Annotated in this window: 16 protein-coding genes; 11 read left to right on the top strand and 5 right to left on the bottom strand. The window is 36.4% G+C overall.

Translation table 11 applies throughout. The annotated features are described in order from the left end of the window. The first annotated feature begins 55 nt into the window (after positions 1–55). Both dapD and ACTWQB_RS14135 read left to right on the top strand, forming a co-directional pair. Positions 56–775, top strand: a complete 720-nt coding sequence (dapD, locus tag ACTWQB_RS14140; RefSeq protein ID WP_443139846.1) for a 2,3,4,5-tetrahydropyridine-2,6-dicarboxylate N-acetyltransferase — start codon at positions 56–58, stop codon at positions 773–775. A 66-nt stretch (positions 776–841) separates the two neighbouring features. Then, the gene (locus ACTWQB_RS14135) at positions 842–1954 is read left to right on the top strand and encodes an N-acetyldiaminopimelate deacetylase (protein ID WP_443139845.1); all 1113 of its coding nucleotides are present in this window, start codon (positions 842–844) and stop codon (positions 1952–1954) included. A gap of 331 nt (positions 1955–2285) precedes the next feature. On the opposite strand, the gene ACTWQB_RS14130 is transcribed toward ACTWQB_RS14135, so the two are convergent. Further along, the gene (locus ACTWQB_RS14130; RefSeq protein WP_443139844.1) at positions 2286–3614 is read right to left on the bottom strand and encodes a CoA-disulfide reductase; all 1329 of its coding nucleotides are present in this window, start codon (positions 3612–3614) and stop codon (positions 2286–2288) included. Between the two features lie 335 nt (positions 3615–3949). Here ACTWQB_RS14130 and ACTWQB_RS14125 point away from each other — a divergent pair, with 335 nt between their 5' ends. The 3 genes from ACTWQB_RS14125 (at position 3950) to ACTWQB_RS14115 (ending at position 8383) form a co-directional block, all read left to right on the top strand. Beyond that, positions 3950–5710: an ABC transporter ATP-binding protein gene (locus tag ACTWQB_RS14125; RefSeq protein WP_443139843.1), complete on the top strand. Its 1761-nt coding sequence runs from the start codon at positions 3950–3952 to the stop codon at positions 5708–5710. Between the two features lie 12 nt (positions 5711–5722). Then, entirely contained in the window at positions 5723–7549 is a 1827-nt protein-coding gene (locus ACTWQB_RS14120; RefSeq protein ID WP_443139842.1) for an ABC transporter ATP-binding protein, read from the top strand. 168 nt (positions 7550–7717) lie between these two features. Then, positions 7718–8383: a potassium channel family protein gene (locus ACTWQB_RS14115; RefSeq protein ID WP_443139841.1), complete on the top strand. Its 666-nt coding sequence runs from the start codon at positions 7718–7720 to the stop codon at positions 8381–8383. Positions 8384–8443: 60 nt separating this feature from the next. Here the strand turns inward: ACTWQB_RS14115 and rnjA are convergent, their stop codons facing one another. The 3 genes from rnjA to def form a co-directional block, all read right to left on the bottom strand. Then, positions 8444–10111, bottom strand: a complete 1668-nt coding sequence (rnjA, locus tag ACTWQB_RS14110) for a ribonuclease J1 (protein WP_443139840.1) — start codon at positions 10109–10111, stop codon at positions 8444–8446. 13 nt (positions 10112–10124) lie between these two features. Continuing rightward, entirely contained in the window at positions 10125–10334 is a 210-nt protein-coding gene (locus ACTWQB_RS14105; protein ID WP_443139839.1) for a DNA-dependent RNA polymerase subunit epsilon, read from the bottom strand. Positions 10335–10689: 355 nt separating this feature from the next. Next, positions 10690–11247 (bottom strand): peptide deformylase, encoded by a 558-nt coding sequence (gene def / locus ACTWQB_RS14100; protein ID WP_443139867.1) that lies wholly within the window; start codon positions 11245–11247, stop codon positions 10690–10692. 147 nt (positions 11248–11394) lie between these two features. Between def and ACTWQB_RS14095 the strand changes: the two genes are divergently transcribed. The 5 genes from ACTWQB_RS14095 to lpdA all read left to right on the top strand — a co-directional run bounded on the left by ACTWQB_RS14095 (position 11395) and on the right by lpdA (position 17239). Beyond that, positions 11395–12051 (top strand): YkyA family protein, encoded by a 657-nt coding sequence (locus ACTWQB_RS14095; protein WP_443139838.1) that lies wholly within the window; start codon positions 11395–11397, stop codon positions 12049–12051. 411 nt (positions 12052–12462) lie between these two features. Continuing rightward, the gene (pdhA, locus tag ACTWQB_RS14090) at positions 12463–13506 is read left to right on the top strand and encodes a pyruvate dehydrogenase (acetyl-transferring) E1 component subunit alpha (protein WP_443139866.1); all 1044 of its coding nucleotides are present in this window, start codon (positions 12463–12465) and stop codon (positions 13504–13506) included. Positions 13507–13509: 3 nt separating this feature from the next. After that, a complete protein-coding gene (locus ACTWQB_RS14085) occupies positions 13510–14487 on the top strand; it encodes an alpha-ketoacid dehydrogenase subunit beta (protein ID WP_443139837.1) in 978 nt (325 codons plus the stop codon). Positions 14488–14506: 19 nt separating this feature from the next. After that, a complete protein-coding gene (locus tag ACTWQB_RS14080; RefSeq protein WP_443139836.1) occupies positions 14507–15829 on the top strand; it encodes a dihydrolipoamide acetyltransferase family protein in 1323 nt (440 codons plus the stop codon). Positions 15830–15832: 3 nt separating this feature from the next. Beyond that, on the top strand, positions 15833–17239 hold the full coding sequence (lpdA, locus tag ACTWQB_RS14075) for a dihydrolipoyl dehydrogenase (RefSeq protein ID WP_443139835.1): 1407 nt from the start codon (positions 15833–15835) through the stop codon (positions 17237–17239). Between the two features lie 94 nt (positions 17240–17333). On the opposite strand, the gene ACTWQB_RS14070 is transcribed toward lpdA, so the two are convergent. Continuing rightward, positions 17334–18875 carry a glycine betaine uptake BCCT transporter gene (locus tag ACTWQB_RS14070; protein WP_443139834.1) on the bottom strand — a complete coding sequence of 514 codons (1542 nt, stop codon included), beginning with the start codon at positions 18873–18875 and terminating at the stop codon, positions 17334–17336. Between the two features lie 134 nt (positions 18876–19009). Between ACTWQB_RS14070 and ACTWQB_RS14065 the strand changes: the two genes are divergently transcribed. Continuing rightward, positions 19010–19903, top strand: a complete 894-nt coding sequence (locus tag ACTWQB_RS14065) for a polysaccharide deacetylase family protein (protein WP_443139833.1) — start codon at positions 19010–19012, stop codon at positions 19901–19903. The last annotated feature ends 159 nt before the right edge of the window (positions 19904–20062 follow it).

Raw genomic sequence — 20062 nt, 5'->3', positions numbered from 1 at the left:
AGAATTTAACATTTTGATAAAGTAAAGTAAAACTGTTTTTAATGGAGGATTCAACATGAACATGATGGATGCAAATGAAATTATTCAATTTATTTCGGATGCGAAAAAGTCGACACCAGTAAAAGTATACATTAAAGGTAACAAACTAAGCAGTATTGAATTCAGTGAAGGAATCCAAGCATTTGTGGATGAACAAACAGGAGTTATCTTCGGTGAATGGAAAGTCGTTAAAGAAGACTTAGAACGTTTCAGCCATTTAATTGATGATCATGTAATTGAAAATGACCGTCGTAACTCAGCTATTCCTTTATTAGATTTAAAAAATATTAATGCACGTATTGAACCAGGCGCCATCATTCGTGACCAAGTAGAAATTGGTGACGGTGTTGTGATTATGATGGGTGCATCCATTAACATCGGTTCAGCGATTGGTGAAGGCACAATGATTGACATGAACGCTGTATTAGGTGGTCGTGCAACAGTTGGGAAGAACTGCCACATAGGTGCTGGAGCCGTATTAGCGGGTGTTATTGAGCCACCTTCAGCCAAACCAGTTGTCATTGAAGATGGAGTCGTTGTAGGAGCTAACGCCGTAATTTTAGAAGGTGTAACCGTTGGTGAAGGTGCTGTTGTTGCAGCAGGTGCCATTGTTACAGAAGATGTACCACCAAACACAGTTGTAGCAGGTACACCAGCTAAAGTTCTAAAAGAAATTGACGATCAGACAAAATCAAAAACTGAAATTATGAGTGCATTAAGAAAGTTAGACGATTAATATAACGATGAAGCGGAATCTTAACGGGTTCCGCTTTTTCTTAGTTGCAAAGAAAGGTAGATTGTCATGACAAATGATTGGATCAAGATTAGAAGAGATTTACATCAGATTCCTGAGATTGGTTTTAAAGAGTTTAAGACTCAAGAATATCTGCTGAATTATATTCAAACATTACCTCAGGATTATTTAATAGTTGATAAGTGGAAAACTGGTATATTTTTGTTCGTGAAAGGTACTGTGGGTGATAAGACCATTGCGTATCGAACAGATATTGATGGACTCCCGATTAAAGAAGAGACAGGATTTGATTTTGATTCAAAGCATGACGGTTACATGCATGCTTGTGGACATGACTTTCATATGACAATTGCGCTTGGCACTTTAACGCAAATTGTTAATAATAGACCAGAATCAAATGTTTTGTTTATTTTCCAGCCTGCTGAGGAAGGGCCTGGTGGTGCGGAGCCGATGTTAAATAGTGACCTGATGAAAAAGTATAACCCAGATACTATTTTCGCATTACATATTGACCCTAAACTTCCTGTTGGTACAGTAAGCTCTAAACCAGGATTGTTATTTGCGAATACAAGTGAGTTGTTTATTGATTTTAATGGAAAAGGTGGGCACGCGGCTTATCCACATGAGACAAAAGATATGATTATGGCTGCTAGTACGTTCAATGTTCAGTTGCAGCAGGTGGTAAGTAGAATGCGAGATCCTTTGAAACCAGCTGTAGTAACTCTAGGGAAAATGGAAGCAGGTACGGTTCAAAATATAATTGCAGAGCATGCACGTGTTGAAGGAACGATTCGAACCATTCACCCGGATTCTATGCAGTTAATTAAAAATGGTATAGAACGTATCTTAAAAGGAATTGAAAGTCGATTCGAGTGTGAAACATCCGTAGATTACGGTGCTAATTATTATATGGTTAACAATAATGAGGAGCAAGTGAACCAATTTGTGAAAGTTATAGAAGATACAGATATTAATTACGTAGAAGCCCCAGAAGCAATGACTGGCGAAGATTTTGGATATTTTCTTAAAGGGATACCAGGGTTTATGTTTTGGTTAGGAGTAGATTCTTCATACGGACTACATAATAGTCGTTTGAATCCTAAGGAAGATGCTATAGAAGTCGGGATTAAAGCTGTGTCAAATATGATTTATAAAGCATGAACGAAGAGGCTGGGACAAAAGATATCTTATCCTTAGAGAAGACGAATATTAGGAGTCAAGTTACTCCTAATATTCGTCTTCAATTTTTAGCTGCGTGAAAATGCTTCGCTTTTCGCAGGCACGGCTTCAACTTCCCCAAACTCACTTTCCGTTCGGAGTTTAAGGATGTTCGGCTAAATACGCAACATCCATGTTGCAACGCCGAACTGACCCACATCCTGTGGCCCCTCAGCTCGTGCTGTTCTTGCAGGAGTCTGCGCATTTTGACTACGCTAATAAAACTCAATATTCGTTTTTTGTTAAGCTACTTTTCTTTTGTCTCAGCCTCTTTTTATAAGGTTCTTTTTGCGGCTTGTTGTATTGGATCCCAAACACCATTAAATGGTGGAGCGTAAGATAAATCTAAATCTAAGAGCTGAACAGTTGTCATATTATGATATAGCGCAGTGGCTAGTACATCAATTCGTTTATCTACGCCTTTATTTCCGATGACTTGCCCGCCTAATAGACGTTTTGTTGTCTTCTCATACACGAGTTTTACGGTTAATTCTTCTATATCAGAATAGTAGCCTGCAACAGGTCGTGTCGTAATTTTAACTGTATCATAATCCAATGATAATTCTTGTGCCTCTTTCTCTGATAGTCCTGTTCGACCAATATCAAGGTCAAAAAACTTAAGTATAGAAGTGCCAACAATCCCTCTAAATTCTACACTTTTACCAAGAAGGTTTTGACCTGCCACCATACCTTGTTTGTTAGCATGTGTCCCTAAAGGAACGTAATCATTTTGTTCTTTAATTCTATGATATTGTGAGGCACAATCGCCTGCAGCAAATACGTCTTTTACATTTGTCTTCATATATTCATCTACTATTAATTCATTCTTCTCACCTATTGAGAATTCATCGCCAACAAACTGTGTGTTTGGATTTATACCTATAGACAGTAAGACTAAATCAGTTGGGTACTCATTCTGGTCAGTTATAACTTTTTCAACCGAATGTTTACCAGCAAAACTTTTCACCGATTCACCGAAGATAATATTAACATTTTGATGGTTGGCTTCTTTATGGATGAGTTCAGCCATATCATAATCAAAAGGTTTCATCAGTTGTTGACCACGTTGTATAATCGTGACGTTTTTACCGATTTCACCGAAGTTCTCAGCCATTTCCAGCCCAACAAACCCTCCGCCAACAATTGTGACATTCTGAATATCTTTATCTAAATAATTCAATATATCTTTCGTGTCTGGAATTGTTTTAATGTGGAAAACCCCTCCGAGGTCAACCCCTTTCCAATCAGGCATTACAGGACTTGCGCCACTTGCAATTAGTAGCTTGTCGTATTCAAATTTAAAAGATTCTCCGGTCGAGGTGACTCGACCATGAACTTCTTTGTTAGCTGAATCCACATGTGTCACTTCATGATTTATTTTGGCATCTATGCCATATTTATTTCGAAACGTCTCAACCTCTCTTGCGATTACATCTTCTGGCTCATCAACAATTCCACTAATAGCATAAGGCAAACCGCATTGGCCGTATGAGTAAATTTCTCCTCGTTCCAATACTGTTATATCGTGATCTTGATTTGCTCTTACTATTTGCATAGCCGCACTCATTCCTGCTGCATCTCCACCTATAATGATATATTTCATCTAATCACCTCATTTTTTAAAAAATCTACTCGTGAAAGAACAGGTTAAAGTCTTTTTTATGGTCTTCTTTATAATATAAACTTGATATTTCAATAATTACGTATCTCTCTATTATATACCACATACCGTATTTTTAAGTCAATTCAGCCTAAAGTCTGAGATGAAATGGTTCTATGTATCGAAGTCATTTATCAAATCTTATTATATGCTGATTAGTATAAATTTTTTTAAAATTTTTCTCCAAAAGGGGTAGAATTTTATTTCGGAACTCGGTATATTTATAAAAGTACTAATTTTTTCTAAATTAGTTTGTTAGCTTAAAAAGGGGGAACATCATGGAAACGTTTAAGAAGCTTAAAGATTTTTATTGGCCCTACAAACGATATTTCTTTATATCGTTATTGTCTTTACTTTTTGTGGTCTTAATTACAGTTGTTTATCCAATTGTCATACAGATCACAGTTGATGAAGTCATTAGTGAAGAGAATTATAGTTTAGTACCAATGTTGTGTTTAGCTTTTATTGGACTGATGATTATTAAATCAGTTGCTACATTTTTTCACCAATACATGGGTGATTATTTTGGAATTTCAGCTGTATTTAGCTTAAGAGACGCATTATATAAGAAGCTACAGCGATTATCTTTCCATTATTATGATAATGCCAAGACAGGAGATTTAATGTCTCGATTAACGGCTGATGTTGAGCTGTTTAGATTTTTCCTATCATTTGGCTTCTCGGAATTAATAAGGATTGTACTATTAGTGTTATCTAGTGTATCAGTAATGTTTTATTATTCTGTACCACTGGCGTTAGCAACGATGGCTTCGATGCCATTTTTAATTGTTGTAGTTATGAAATTTGATAAACGAGTACATCCAGCATTTAGAGGGATTCGTAAATCATTCGGTCGATTAAATACTCGTGTTCAAGAAAACATTTCAGGTATGAACACGGTAAAATCACTATCAAGAGAAGATTTTGAGATTAACCGTTTCTCTGAAAAAGGTGATAATTACCGTCAGCATTATTTAGATACAGCAAAGATTTGGTCTAAATACTTTCCATTAATGGAGTTTATGGGCAACATATCAGTTGTTGTTTTATTAGCTTTTGGTGGTTACCTATACATGAATGGCTCAGTATCGATTGGTGTCATTGCTGCTTACTTTAACTTAATTTGGTATTTAGTTGGACCGTTAATGAACTTTGGTTTTGTTGTTAACATGTTCTCTCAATCTAAAGCATCTGGAGAACGTTTATTAGAAATTTTAGATTCAAAGGATGAAATCAAAGATTCGACAAGTCCTATCGAGAGTAAGAACGTTGAAGGTCATATTACATTTAAAGATGTCACTTTAACATATATTGAGGATGACGATGAGGCTTTGAAGAATGTATCCTTTGACGCACCTCCAGGCAAGACGATTGGGTTGATTGGTGCAACTGGTTCAGGTAAAACGAGTATTACACAATTGATTACAAGATTCTATGAACCAGAACAAGGTGAAGTTCTTTTAGATGGAAAACCAATTTCTGAATATTCCTTAAAAGATATGAGAAAGCATATAGGTTTCGTTTTACAAGAGCCGTTTTTATTTTCTACATCAATTAAGGATAATATTGCTTACGGTAATCCTGAGGCTTCAATGGAGGAAATCATTGATGCTGCAAAACGAGCTCAAGCACATGAGTTTATCATGGAAATGCCCAATGGTTATGACACATTGCTTGGGGAAAGAGGTATGGGATTATCAGGTGGTCAGAAGCAACGTATTTCCATTGCACGTGCGATTTTAATAAATCCTCGAGTTCTTGTGTTAGATGATGCAACATCAGCAGTTGATATGGAAACTGAATTCAAGATTCAAAAAGCCTTAAAAGAAGTAATGAAAGGGCGCACAACCTTTATCATTGCACATCGTATTTCATCACTGAAACACGCGGATGAAATATTAGTGTTAGAAGATGGAAATATTGTTGAACGTGGTAAGCACGAAGAATTACTAAGCAATGGCGGTCCTTACCAACGTATATACGATATTCAATATCAAGATAAAGAGGCGATATTGGGAAAGGCTAAGCAACACGCTTAAGGGGGGAGACATATGGCAGAAACGATGAAGGCAAAAAGCCCTCATTTAAAAAGATTTAGATATACTCAAGATATTCCGGTTGATAAACCATTTAACTGGCAACAACTTGTACGACTACTGAAATACGTAAAACCTTACGCAAAGACAGTTCTACCTATTGCTATTATTGCCATGCTCGTATCTACGATTGTAAGGTTGGCAGTACCTATTATAATCGGTACTTATATCGTAGACAAAGTACTACCGAGTGGAGATTATGGTTTATTAATGCAATTTGTTATTGGGGTAGCAATTCTTTACTTGTTAAGTTATATCGGTAATGCTATTAGAATCAAATACGTTAATATATTAGGTCAGAACGTAGTTTATGATTTAAGGCATCATTTATTCTCACACGTTCAACGACTTTCGAATCGATTCTTTGATAATCGTTCAGCAGGAAGTATTATCGTACGTATCATGAACGATATTAACTCGTTACAGGAGTTATTTACAAACGGGATTATTAACCTATTGATGGATGTTATTACGTTGATTAGTATCGTTGTCATTCTACTAATTATCAGTCCAAAATTAGCATTAGCTGTTATGGTTATTATTCCAATAATGTTCTATATTTCTACTAAGTTAAGAAAGAACATACGTCGTTCATGGCAACAAGTTAGAATCCAACAATCACGCGTTAACTCGCACTTAAATGAAAGTATTCAAGGGATTCGAATTACTCAGTCGTTCTCGCAAGAAGATAACAATACAGAGTATTTTCATGGTGTAAATGATGATACATTCCAAAGTTGGAATGTGGCTACTAAAAAGAGTGCGATGTTTAGACCGTTTGTTGAAATGAGTAACGCGTTTGGGACGGTCATCTTAGTTGCTTATGGGTCATATTTAATTATTAACGATCCAAATGTTACATTAGGTGTTTTTATCTCATTTACATTCTTTATCGGTATGTTCTGGGAGCCTATTTCAAGGTTAGGTCAAATGTATAACCAATTACTCATGGCGATGTCAGCTTCGGAACGAATTTTTGAATTCTTAGATGAGAAGCCTAACGTTGAAGAGAAGGAAAATGCAGTCGAATTAAATGATATTAAAGGTCATATCGAATTTGATCAGGTTCAATTCTCTTATGATGAAGACCGTATTGCATTACACGAGATCTCTCTAGAAATGAAGCAGGGGGAAACAGTCGCTCTAGTCGGTCATACGGGCTCAGGAAAATCAACCATTGCCAACTTAATTAATCGTTTCTACGATCCAACTAAGGGGTCTGTGAAAATTGATGGAGTAGATTTGAGAGATGTTAAGCTAGATGGCTTAAGACAAAATATTAGCGTCGTCCTACAAGATACATTCATCTTCTCAGGAACAATCATGGAAAACATTCGATTTGGTCGACCTGACGCTTCAGATGAGGAAGTAATGGAAGCCGCGAAAGTTGTTGGTGCAGATGATTTTATTCAACGTTTAGCTGATAAATATGAAACCGAGGTTGAAGAACGAGGAAACATTTTATCTGCCGGTGAACGACAATTATTATCATTTGCTCGCGCTTTATTAGCAGATCCGAAAATTATTATTCTTGATGAAGCGACAGCAAGTATTGATACAGAGACAGAAGTTAAGATTCAAAATGCATTAAAACGTCTACTAAAAGGACGAACAGCGATTATTATCGCTCATAGATTATCAACAATTCGTGATTCTGATAACATTATTGTACTAGAACATGGTCGAATTCTGGAACAAGGCAACCATGATGAACTTATGAAAAAACAAGGTGAATACTATGACTTAGTTAAGTCACAATTCCAAATGCTTGACCAATTATAAGATGAAGCGCAATCGCTCAAAATGGCGGTTGCGTTTTATAATTTTAAATTCTTTTGAACTCTTATGATAAACTGAGTTTATCAGAGCTAACTTTTAAATAAAGAATACAAAAGGGTAGCATATATGGTAGACTTGTTTTCAGATATGGCTTTTTAGGAGGAACAAGATATGAAGAAGTTATATGGAGTAATTGGATTAGGTCGCTTCGGGGGAAGTATTTGTAAAGAATTAAGTAAAGAAGGCGAAGAGGTCCTTGCTTTAGACCTAGATGAAGATAAAGTAAATGAGTATAAAGAAATTGCATCAGATTCGGTTATTGCAGATTCTACTGACGAATTAGCACTAAAAGAATTAGGATTTAGAAACCTTGACCACGTGATTGTCGCCATTGGTGATAATATACATGCTAGTATTTTAACCACATTGCTTTTAAGAGAAATTGGGGTAAAACGAATTACTGTTAAAGCTCAAAATGATTATCATGAAAAGATTTTAGAGAAAATCGGAGCAGATGAGATCGTGCACCCTGAACGTGATATGGGTAAACGAATTGCACATAGTATTATCTCTAGTAATGTATTAGATTACCTTGAATTGTCTGATGAATATAGTGTGGTTGAGATTAAAGCAGGAGAAAAGATGCAAGGTAAGACATTAATGGAGTTAGACATTCGTGCTAAATTTGGCTGTAACGTTGTTGCTATTAAGCGTGGAAAAGAAATCAATGTGTCGCCGATGGCAAATGAGAAGATTTTGTATGATGATATATTAATTATAATCGGTGCTGATAAGGATATTTCTAGATTTGAAAAAGCGTTAGTAATAGAAGACTAATATAAAAAAACTCGCTGTATGACTAAGCGAGTTTTTGCTATTTTGGATAGGTAATGTTTATTAAACTTCCATGATAATAGGTAATATCATTGGACGACGTTTAGTCTTCTCATAAAGGAATGGCTGAATCGTATCCGTAATTTCATTTTTGATCTCAGACCATTGTGATGTTCTTCGTTCCATTACTTTTTCTAGGTGGTTTGAGACAAGTACCTGGGCTTCTTTGATTAGGTCTTCAGATTCTCTCATATAAACAAAGCCTCTAGAGATGATATCTGGGCCTGAAGCGATTTTGAACTCTTTCATGTTAATGCTTACTACTACAACAACCAATCCTTCTTCAGAAAGAATCCTGCGGTCGCGTAATACAATGTTGCCGATATCTCCAATACCACTACCATCGACATATACCGAGCCTGATGGAATCTTACCAGCAACTCCAACATGTTTATTACCAATTGCAAGAACGTCACCATTGTCCATTACGAATGAGTTGTTCAAAGGAACACCACAATCTTTTGCTAACTTAGTGTGTTCTGCTAACATGCGATATTCACCGTGAATAGGCATGAAATATTTTGGTTTTAATAAACGTAGCATTAACTTTTGTTCTTCTTGTCCACCATGTCCTGATGTATGGATATCATTTAATGAACCATGAATGACATTTGCGCCAGCACGATAAAGTTTATTAATACTACGGTTTACGCTAATCGTGTTCCCTGGAATTGGGGAAGACGAGAAGACAACTGTATCATCAGGTTGGATCTGAATATGTCTGTGTGTCCCATTAGCAATTCTTGATAAAGCAGCTAACGATTCACCCTGAGACCCAGTACATAAGATACATACCTCATCGCTAGGTAACTTGTTTATTTCATTCGGTTCAATAAATGTATCTTTCGGTGCACGAATATATCCTAGTTCTTGTCCAATTCGGATTGAATTCTCCATGCTTCGTCCGAATACACAAATTTTTCGTCCGTTATTAGATGCTGCCTCGACAACTTGTTGTAGGCGGTATATGTTTGATGCAAATGTTGCAAAAATGACACGACCTTCAACTTTACTGAAAATATCGTGTATACTCTCTCCAACAACTCTTTCAGATAGTGTAAACCCAGGAACTTCACTGTTTGTACTATCAGAAAGTAAGCATAATACCCCTTCAGCACCAATTTCAGCCATTTTAGTTAAGTTTGCTGGTTCCCCAACTGGTGTAAAGTCAAATTTGAAATCTCCAGTGTGTACAATATTACCTGGAGGTGTCTTAACCACAATACCGTACGAATCAGGAATACTGTGTGTTGTACGGAAGAAAGATACGGAAGTTTTACGGAATTTTATGACGTCATCCTCTTGAATAGTGTTTAATTTGGCATTTCGTAATAGTCCGTGTTCTTCAAGTTTATTACGAATTAATCCAATTGCTAGCTTACCTGCATAAATAGGTACATTAATTTCTCTTAATAAATACGGAATTCCACCAATGTGGTCTTCATGTCCATGTGTGATAAACAATCCTTTAATTTTGTCCTGGTTTTGAATTAAATACGTATAATCAGGGATTACATAATCGATTCCTAGTAACTCATCCTCGGGGAATTTAATACCAGCATCAATTAGAATAATTTCATCTTGAAATTGTACCCCATACGTATTTTTACCGATCTCGCCAAGACCGCCTAATGCGAAGACTGCTACTTGATCGTTTTTTACAAATTTCATATATGAACGACCCCTAGAGTTTCTCCACTTTAAAATCTTCGGATTGTTGTTCGTATTTTAAGTGTGCCTCACTTAGTTCTTGGACATATTCTATATTGTAATTACGATCAGCTAGCTTTGAACGTACTTCTCTTACATTTTCCGCTTCAATATAAAGAGTTTTTGTTTCTTCACGAACTGGTGCTTCTTCAGCATGTTCTTGATAAAGTACTTTAAAAATCATATTATCTCTCCTTACTGTAAATATTTCTCCGTTCATTACCTATCCGTATAGCTATATCTAAATGCAAATGAGCATTAAAGAACAATATTATGTGTTGGCCGTTTTTTTGTTGCCTAATAATTTCTTTAGACGTTTTTTAATTCGATCTCTCAATTTCTTTAACATGTACCATACAACCCCTTACTGAAGATTATATGAGAAACAATGTTAAAATCATTATAAGTAATAAGCAATAAATACTAAGGCATATATTAACATTATCATCTTCTTTTATTATTATATACTGCAATTCATTCTTTTTAAAATGATTTATACAAAAAAAGTACTGATTTTTATCATCAGTACTTCATAAACACTAAATTTCTTCAGCTGGTTTGGAGTTTTCGGGTGGTTGTAAAGGGTTATCAGGATTAATATGATCATAGAACATTATTCCATCAAGATGGTCTATCTCGTGTTGAAAAACAATTGCCGCATAACCTTTTAATCTTAGTTTAACTTCTTCACCCTCGAGGTTTACTCCTTTTACCGTGATTCTTGCATACCGTGGGACAATTCCAGGTACATCACGATCCACACTAAGGCAACCTTCTCCACCTTGTAAATAAGTCTTCTCAACAGAATGGCTCATGATTTTAGGATTAAACAATCCCATACTATATTCTTTATCATTAAAATCAGTAAAATGAACAGCTAACATTCTTTTAGAAATACCTATTTGAGGAGCAGCTAATCCAACACCAGGTCTCAGGTTATACTTTTTGGCCAATTCATCATCTTGACTATTCTTAATAAATTGGAGCATTTTTTCTAAAGTGTTATGATCTTCTTTTGAAGCAGGGAGGTCTAATTCTATAGCCTTTTCACGTAAGACAGGATCACCTTCACGCACAATTTGATCCATCGTTATCATGTTATTCATCCTTTCAGCTCTCCTTTATAACAACATCATTTTATCACAAGTTTTTTCTATATATTAATATTTTGATGTTATTTTTTAATGAGTGATTATGTTATACTTTTTATTAACGAAAATACGAACTTAGAAAGAGGGAAGACGATGAAACGTTTAGTGACTTCAGCAATCATACTAATTATATTTGTAGTCTTATCTGCATGTACTGATGACTATAATCCTGCAGAGGATATATACAATCATCTAGAAAAGTCTGTTGAGTTAGAAAGCTCTTTCCAATCAGCTCAATCACAATTAGTTGAATTAGAAGATCAAGAGAATGAACTCTATAATCAAATGATGGAAATTAATATGGATGAACTTGAAGAAATTCAACCTATTGTTGACGAGGCATTAGGTGTGGTTGAAGAGCGTCGTGAGTTATTAGAACAAGAGAAAGAAAGTATTGACTCTGCAAAAGAAGAATTTGATCAAATTGAAGAGTATGTCGAAGAGCTGGAAGAAGAACCTAAAGAAGTGGCTGATGAGATGATGACCACAATGAACGACAGATACGAAGCTTTTAATGAGTTGTATGAAGCTTACAAAAGTTCACTTGATTTAGATGCAGAATTATATGAAATGCTTAAAGATGAAAACTTAGAAAAAGAAGATCTGGATTCTCAAGTAGAGAATGTAAACAAGAGTTATACAGAAGTTCAAGATGCCCAAGAAACTTTCAATAATTTAACTCAAGAATTTAATGAGTTAAAGAAAGAGTTTTATGAGATTTCTGATTTAAATGTTGAGTATGAAGATTAATAAAAATTGTCATAACACAGAGCACACAGTTCTCGAATAATTGTGTGCTCTTTTTTGTATCATAAATTTCAACTGTTATATTACAGGGAGCATATTTTTATGTAACAGGTTGTTGTTATATTAAATTCAAGATAATGATTATATTTTAGTCAAACACTAATGTTTAAAAGTGTTTGACGGTCATGTATAATATGATATAATCTACTAAATAGTGCAGAGTTGTATTAGTTATTCTGTGAAAATGAGTGTAACAGGCATGATTAAGGTAGGTAATTTTGGGGTACATAATGTAAAGAATACGATTAGTACTCGGCAGTTTAGGTAAACTATAATGAGGAATTTATTTGAAAGGAAGAGGTGACTAGAGTGAGCTTTAAAAGTCCACTTGAAGGAATCGATGAAAAATTTGAAATGATTCAGATCTTAAATGAAGATGGAGAGATCGTAAACGAAGATGCTATGCCCGACTTATCTGATGACGATTTAGTTGAGTTAATGCGTCGTATGGTGTATACGAGAGTACTAGACCAACGTTCGATTGCGTTAAATCGTCAGGGACGTCTAGGATTCTATGCACCAACTGCAGGACAAGAAGCATCTCAACTAGGTACTCACTTTGCGCTAGAAAAAGAAGATTTTATATTACCAGCATACCGTGATGTACCACAGTTAATTTGGCACGGCCTACCATTATATCAAGCATTTTTATTCTCAAGAGGACATTTTCACGGTAATCAAATGCCTGAAGATTTGAATGCTTTAAGCCCACAAATTATTATTGGGGCGCAAATTACTCAAACCGCTGGTGTTGCGCTTGGCTTAAAACGCCGTGGTAAAAAGAATGTAGCAATTACTTACACTGGTGATGGTGGTGCGTCTCAAGGTGATTTCTATGAAGGTATGAACTTTGCAGGTGCATATCAAGCTCCGGCAATTTTTGTTGTTCAGAACAACCAATTTGCTATTTCAGTTCCTGTAGAAAAACAATCTGCAGCGCAAACTGTGGCACAAAAAGCAGCAGCTGTTGGGATTCCAGGCTATTTAGTCGATGGTATGGATGTCTTAGCAGTATATCAAGTAACTAAAGAAGCACGTGAGCGTGCCATTAATGGTGAGGGTCCAACTCTAATTGAAACTTATACTTACCGTTATGGTCCACATACGATGGCAGGGGATGACCCAACTCGTTATCGTACGGAGGATATGGATGATGAATGGGAGAAAAAAGACCCATTAGTACGTTTCCGTAAATACTTAGAAGGCAAAGATTTATGGTCAGAAGAAAAAGAAAACGAAGTCATTGAAACGGCTAAAGAAGAAATTAAAGCCGCAATCAAAAAAGCTGACGGTCAAGATAAACAGAAAGTTACTGATCTTATCTCAATTATGTACGAAGAACTTCCATACAACTTAAAAGAGCAAATGGAAGAATATAAAGAAAAGGAGTCGAAGTAAGCAATGGCACAGATGACAATGATTCAAGCAATAACTGATGCTCTTCGTACGGAACTTAAAAATGATGAAAATGTGCTCGTTTTTGGTGAAGACGTTGGCCAAAACGGAGGCGTATTCCGTGCGACAGAAGGTTTACAAGAAGATTTCGGTGAAGAACGAGTATTTGATACGCCGTTAGCTGAATCAGGTATTATCGGTATGGCAGTTGGTCTGTCTACACAAGGGTTCCGTCCTGTACCTGAAATTCAATTCTTCGGCTTCGTCTATGAAGCAATGGATGCAGTAAGTGGTCAAGCTGCACGTATGCGTTATCGTTCAGGTGGTAGATGGCATGCACCAATGACGATTCGTTCGCCATTCGGTGGTGGTGTACACACACCAGAATTACACGCAGACAGTTTAGAAGGTCTTATGGCTCAACAACCAGGTTTAAAAGTTGTCATCCCTTCTAATCCATACGATGCAAAAGGATTATTAATTTCATCTATTCGTGACAATGATCCAGTTATTTTCTTAGAGCATATGAAACTTTACCGTTCATTCCGTGAAGAAGTTCCAGAAGAGGAATACACAGTTGATATTGGTAAAGCAAATGTTAAACGTGAAGGTAAAGACATTACTTTAATTGCATACGGTGCAATGGTACATTCTGCACTTAAAGCAGCTGAAGAGTTAGAAAAAGAAGATATTGATGCTGAAGTAATTGACTTACGTACAGTATCTCCAATTGATGTTGAGACTATTATCGAGTCAGTGAAGAAAACAAATAGAGCTGTTGTTATTCAAGAAGCTCAAAAACAAGCAGGTATAGCAGCAAATATTGTATCAGAAATACAAGAACGTGCTATTTTACACCTTGAAGCCCCTGTACTTAGAGTAGCAGCGGCTGATACAGTATATCCATTCTCTCAAGCAGAAGAAGTTTGGTTACCGAACTATGAAGATATTGTAGAGAAAGCGAAGCAATCTATTAACTTTTAATGATTAGGAGGGAAATAAGATGGCCTACGAATTCAAACTGCCTGATATAGGTGAAGGTATTCACGAAGGTGAAATCGCCAAATGGTTTGTGAAAAAAGGCGATGAAATTAAAGAAGACGATGTATTATGTGAAGTTCAAAATGATAAAGCAGTCGTAGAAATTCCATCTCCTGTTGAAGGTGAAGTACTAGATGTGCTAGTAGACGAAGGTGAAACAGCAGTTGTAGGAGATGTTATCATTAAAATTGATGCTGAAGGTTACGAATCGGATGACAGTGATGATTCAAACGATGAAGAAGAGCCGAAAGAAGACAAGCAAGAAGATTCGTCTAAAGAAGAATCAAAACAGGAAGAATCTAAAGAGAAAAGCCCTAAAACGGATTCTTCAGAGTCTGATGCTGATGAAACAGACGATAAACGTGTCATCGCCATGCCATCAGTAAGAAAATATGCGCGTGACAATGATGTGGATATCCGTAAAGTTCAAGGGTCTGGTAAAAACGGTCGTGTCTTAAGAGAAGACATTGAACAATATCTTGATGGTGGTCAAGAACAAGCAACGCAAGAAACAGATGCAAAAGAAGATACAGATACTACTAAAGAACAACAAGAAGATAAACAATCAGTTCCTGCTGGCGATTATCCAGAAACTCGTGAAAAAATTAGTGGTATTAGAAAAGCAATCGCAAAAGCTATGGTTAAATCTAAGCAAACAGCTCCTCACGTAACATTAATGGATGAGGTTGATGTTACAGAGCTTGTGAATCACCGTAAAAAGTTCAAAGAGGTTGCTGCTGAGCAAGAAATTAAGCTAACTTATTTACCTTATGTAGTAAAAGCTTTAGTATCTACATTGAAGAAGTATCCAGTATTAAATACATCATTTGATGATGATACAGAAGAAATTATTCAGAAGCATTACTTCAATATTGGTATTGCTGCAGATACTGATAAAGGATTACTAGTTCCTGTAGTAAAAGATGCAGATCGTAAATCCATTTTCCAAATTTCTAGTGAAGTTAACGAGTTGGCAACAAAAGCTCGTGATGGTAAACTATCATCAGAAGAAATGAAAGGTGCTTCATGCTCAATCACTAATATTGGGTCAGCCGGCGGACAATGGTTCACGCCAGTTATTAACCATCCAGAAGTTGCAATATTAGGAATTGGACGAATTGCTGAGAAACCTGTTGTTCGTGATGGTGAAGTGGTTGTTGCACCGGTATTAGCTATTTCATTAAGCTTTGACCATCGTATGATTGACGGTGCTACTGCACAACATGCGATGAATCATGTAAAACGTTTATTAAATGACCCACAATTAATCATGATGGAGGCGTAGATAATGGTAGTAGGAGATTTTCCAGAAGAAGTAGATACTCTTGTCGTTGGAGCAGGTCCTGGTGGATATGTAGCAGCTATTCGTGCTGCTCAAAAAGGTCAAAAGGTTACAATTGTTGATAAAGGTAACCTAGGCGGTGTTTGTTTAAACGTTGGTTGTATTCCTTCTAAAGCATTAATTTCAGCGGGTCACCGCTTTGAGCATGCTAAAGGTTCTGAAGACATGGGAATCGTGGCAGAAAACGTTTCTGTGAACTTTGATAAAGTTCAGGAATGGAAAGGTCAAATTGTAAACAAACTTACTGGCGGTGTTGAAAGCTTATTAAAAGCTAACAAAGTAGACATCGTTAAAGGTGAAGCTTACTTTGTTGATAAGAACACTGTAAAAATCATGGACGAGAAACAGTCTCAAACTTATAAGTTCAACAACTGCATTATTGCAACTGGTTCTCGTACAATTGAATTAAAACAATTCCCTTATTCAGACCGTGTATTAGACTCAACAGGTGCTCTTAACCTTAAAGAAATCCCTGGTAAATTAGTTGTCATCGGTGGCGGTTACATCGGTACTGAGTTAAGTGGTGCTTACGCAAGCTTTGGTAGTGAAGTAACCATTCTTGAAGGTACTAAAGATATTCTTGGTGGCTTTGAGAAGGGTATGACTCAATTAGTTAAGAAACGTCTTAAGAAGAAAGGCATTGACATTGTAACTGAAGCTATGGCTCAAGGTGTTGAAGAGACTGACAATGGCGTAAAAGTTACTTATGAAGTAAAAGGCGAAGAGAAAACAATCGAAGCGGATTATCTTTTAGTAACTGTTGGTCGTCGTCCGAACACAGATGAAATGGGTCTTGAAGACATCGGCTTAGATCTTGACGATAAAGGTCTAATCAAAATCGATAAACAATGCCGTACTAACTTAGATAACATCTATGCGATTGGTGATATCGTAGAAGGTCCTCAGTTAGCACACAAAGCTTCTTATGAAGGAAAAATCGCAGCTGAAGCAATTAGTGGTGAGAAATCAGAAATTGATTATCTTGGCATCCCAGCTGTAGTATTCTCTGATCCTGAGTTAGCTAGCGTAGGCCATAGCGAAGATAGCGCTAAAGAAGCAGGTTATGAAATTGTTGCTAAGAAATTCCCGTTTGCAGCAAACGGCCGTGCATTATCACTTAATGATACGGATGGTTTCGTAAAATTAGTAACTCGTAAATCTGACGGTTTAGTGATCGGTGCTCAAGTAGCAGGTCCAAACGCAAGTGACTTAATTGCTGAATTAGGTCTTGCTGTTGAAGCTGGTATGACTGCAGAAGACTTATCACTTACAATCCATGCTCACCCAACATTAGGGGAGACAGTAATGGAAGCAGCAGAAGTTGTACTAGGTATGCCAATTCACACTGCATAACGTATTTAACAAGTCCTAATCCTTTAAGGGTTAGGGCTTTTTTTATTTATCATGAATAAAGCTGATCCACTCTAAAAGCGAATCAGCTTTAATATTATCGATCTTCTGGACGTTTTCGTTTTAATGGATAGTTTCTAGCTTCTTCTTTAAACTCTTTTACTATTGCTAAGATTACCATGATGAGTATAAACGCAAACGGGAATGCTGCTATAATAGAAGCCGTCTGTAATGCACCAAGCCCACCTTGCCATAGTAGTACTGCCGCAGTAGCAGATTGAACAACACCCCAGGCTAGTTTAACTTTAATGTCTGGATTTAATTCACCGCCTGTTGTCTGCATCCCTAAGACAAATGTTGCTGAATCAGCTGATGTGATGAAGAAAGTGCCAATTAGTAAAATCGTTAGTAACGAAGTTAGAACTGTTAATGGATAATTCTCCAAGACGGTAAATAACGCTGCTTCTTGACCAGTCTCAGAAATGATGGAGAATAAATCCATCCCTTCATTATATTCAAGTGCAATAGCTGAACCACCAAATACTGAGAACCATAATGCCCCAAATAGCGTTGGGACTAATAAAACGCCTACTACAAATTCACGTACAGTACGACCACGTGAAACACGTGCAATAAACATCGCTACAAATGGAGCCCAAGCAATCCACCATGCCCAATAGAAAATTGTCCAACCTTCTAGCCAACCTGTGTCATCTTCATTAAAGGGGGCTGTTCTAAAACTCATCGCTGGTAGGTTTTGAATATAACTACCAAGTGTTGTTGTAAAGAAGTTCATAATAAAGTTTGTTGGGCCTGCAAAAAGCATAAAGAATAAGAGAATAAACGCTAAAATAATATTAGTTGTACTTAAATATTTAATCCCTCGATTGAGTCCAGTAATAGCTGAAAGCATGAATAATACTGTTACAACAACGATAATAATTAATTGTAAAGAGAAATCATTCGTTAAGCCTTCAAAAATAAACCCTAACCCACTACTAATTTGCTGCGCACCTAGTCCTAAAGAAGTTGCTACACCGAATACTGTAGCAAATACTGCAATAACATCAACTAAAGTACCATAGCCACCATTCATCCGATCTCCAAATAAAGGTCTCAGCGTGCTACTGATTAAACCTGGAGCATCTTTTCTGAACTGAAAGTATGCTAAAGCTAAAGCTAATATTGAGTAAATTGCCCAAGGGTGAAGCCCCCAGTGAAAAAAGCTATAGCGCATAGCAACTTTAGCAGCTTCACTATTACTATCTACTTCATAAGGAGGAGTGTTGAAATGGTAAATAGGTTCTGTTGCACCCCAGAACACAAGTCCAATCCCCATACCTGCACTAAACAACATTCCAAACCATGTAATATAGTTGTATTCAGGTTTATCACCATCTTTACCTAAGACGATGTTACCGTATTTCGAAGCGATTAGAAACAGAGCAAATATTAAAAAAGAGGTTGCAGATAACAAGTAAAACCATCCGAACTTCTCAACTAAAAAACCTTGTATTTCACCTGTAACAGCACCTAGATTCCAGTCTGGTAATGTATCTTCAGAAATCATACCCCATATGATGAATAGAATTGCAATAGCTAATGAGATATAAAATACTTTGGTTACTTTATTTTTCATCGTTTATTACACAGTCCCTTCGAATAACTTATAAATAAAGTTCATATATTTCTTTTGCCCAATTTCAAACTTATAATTCAAAATGACCTATCAATCATATATAATCAAATTATAGAAAAAAGGGGGAGACAGCTATGAGAAACTTAAAGTTTTTTGGGGGGTTTTTATTAGTTGCATGGTTGTTAGTTGCTTGTTCTGAAGAAGGTCAAGAGAAGATTCAGCCTGAAGAAAATGAGGAGCAAGTAGTAGAGAATGAGGAAGAGACAATCAATGAAGAAGAACCTGAAAATGACGAAGAAACTTCTGATGAGAATGAGACAGATGAAGAAGAGAGTGAAGAGAAAAAACATAACGAAGAGTCGGATGAAGTAAAGGATGTTGAAGAGAATATAGAGCCGCAGTATTACTTAAATGATGTTTGGTATTTCAAACCAATAGATGATGCGGATCCAAATGTTGTATTAATTACAATTGATGATGCACCAGACAAATATGCCCTAGAAATGGCTAAAACACTAAAGGAATATGATGCACCGGCTATTTTCTTTGTTAATGGCCATTTCATGGATACAGAAGAAGAACAAGAGATTGTGAAAGAAATTTATGATATGGGCTTTCACATAGGAAACCATACATATAACCATAAAAATTTACGTGAAGTATCGGAAGAACAACAAAAAGAAGAAATTCTTAGCTTAAATAATTTAATTGAAGAAGTTACAGGTGAAAAACCAAAATTTTTTCGTGCACCACATGGAGCAAATACGGATTATGCCAAAGAACTTGTAAAGAATGAAGATATGCTCTTAATGAATTGGTCATATGGATATGACTTCCAACCAGAATACACGGAAAAAGATGCACTTACTGAAGTGATGTTAAATGAACCGTTATTAGGAAAAGGTGCAAACCTATTAATGCATGATCGTGAATGGACAAATGCTGCTTTACCAGGTATTTTAGAAGGCTTACAGGAAAAAGGTTATGGATTCTTAGACCCTGATTTAATACAAATTGATGATGAATAGATAAATCCGTCACATATGTGACGGATTTTTTCGTTTGCCCGTCATGGGTGAGCTCTAACGGGTGAAAGTCCCGAGTGTGACCAAGTAGCGGTAAGCACATAGCTGAAGGCAAGGGTGTCCGTGGTGACGCGGAATCTGAAGGAAGCTCTAGGCAAATCT

This window comes from Piscibacillus sp. B03 (genome assembly GCF_052246295.1).
GTDB lineage: Bacteria > Bacillota > Bacilli > Bacillales > Alkalibacillaceae > Piscibacillus.
This window is presented reverse-complemented; position numbering and strand designations above follow the sequence as displayed.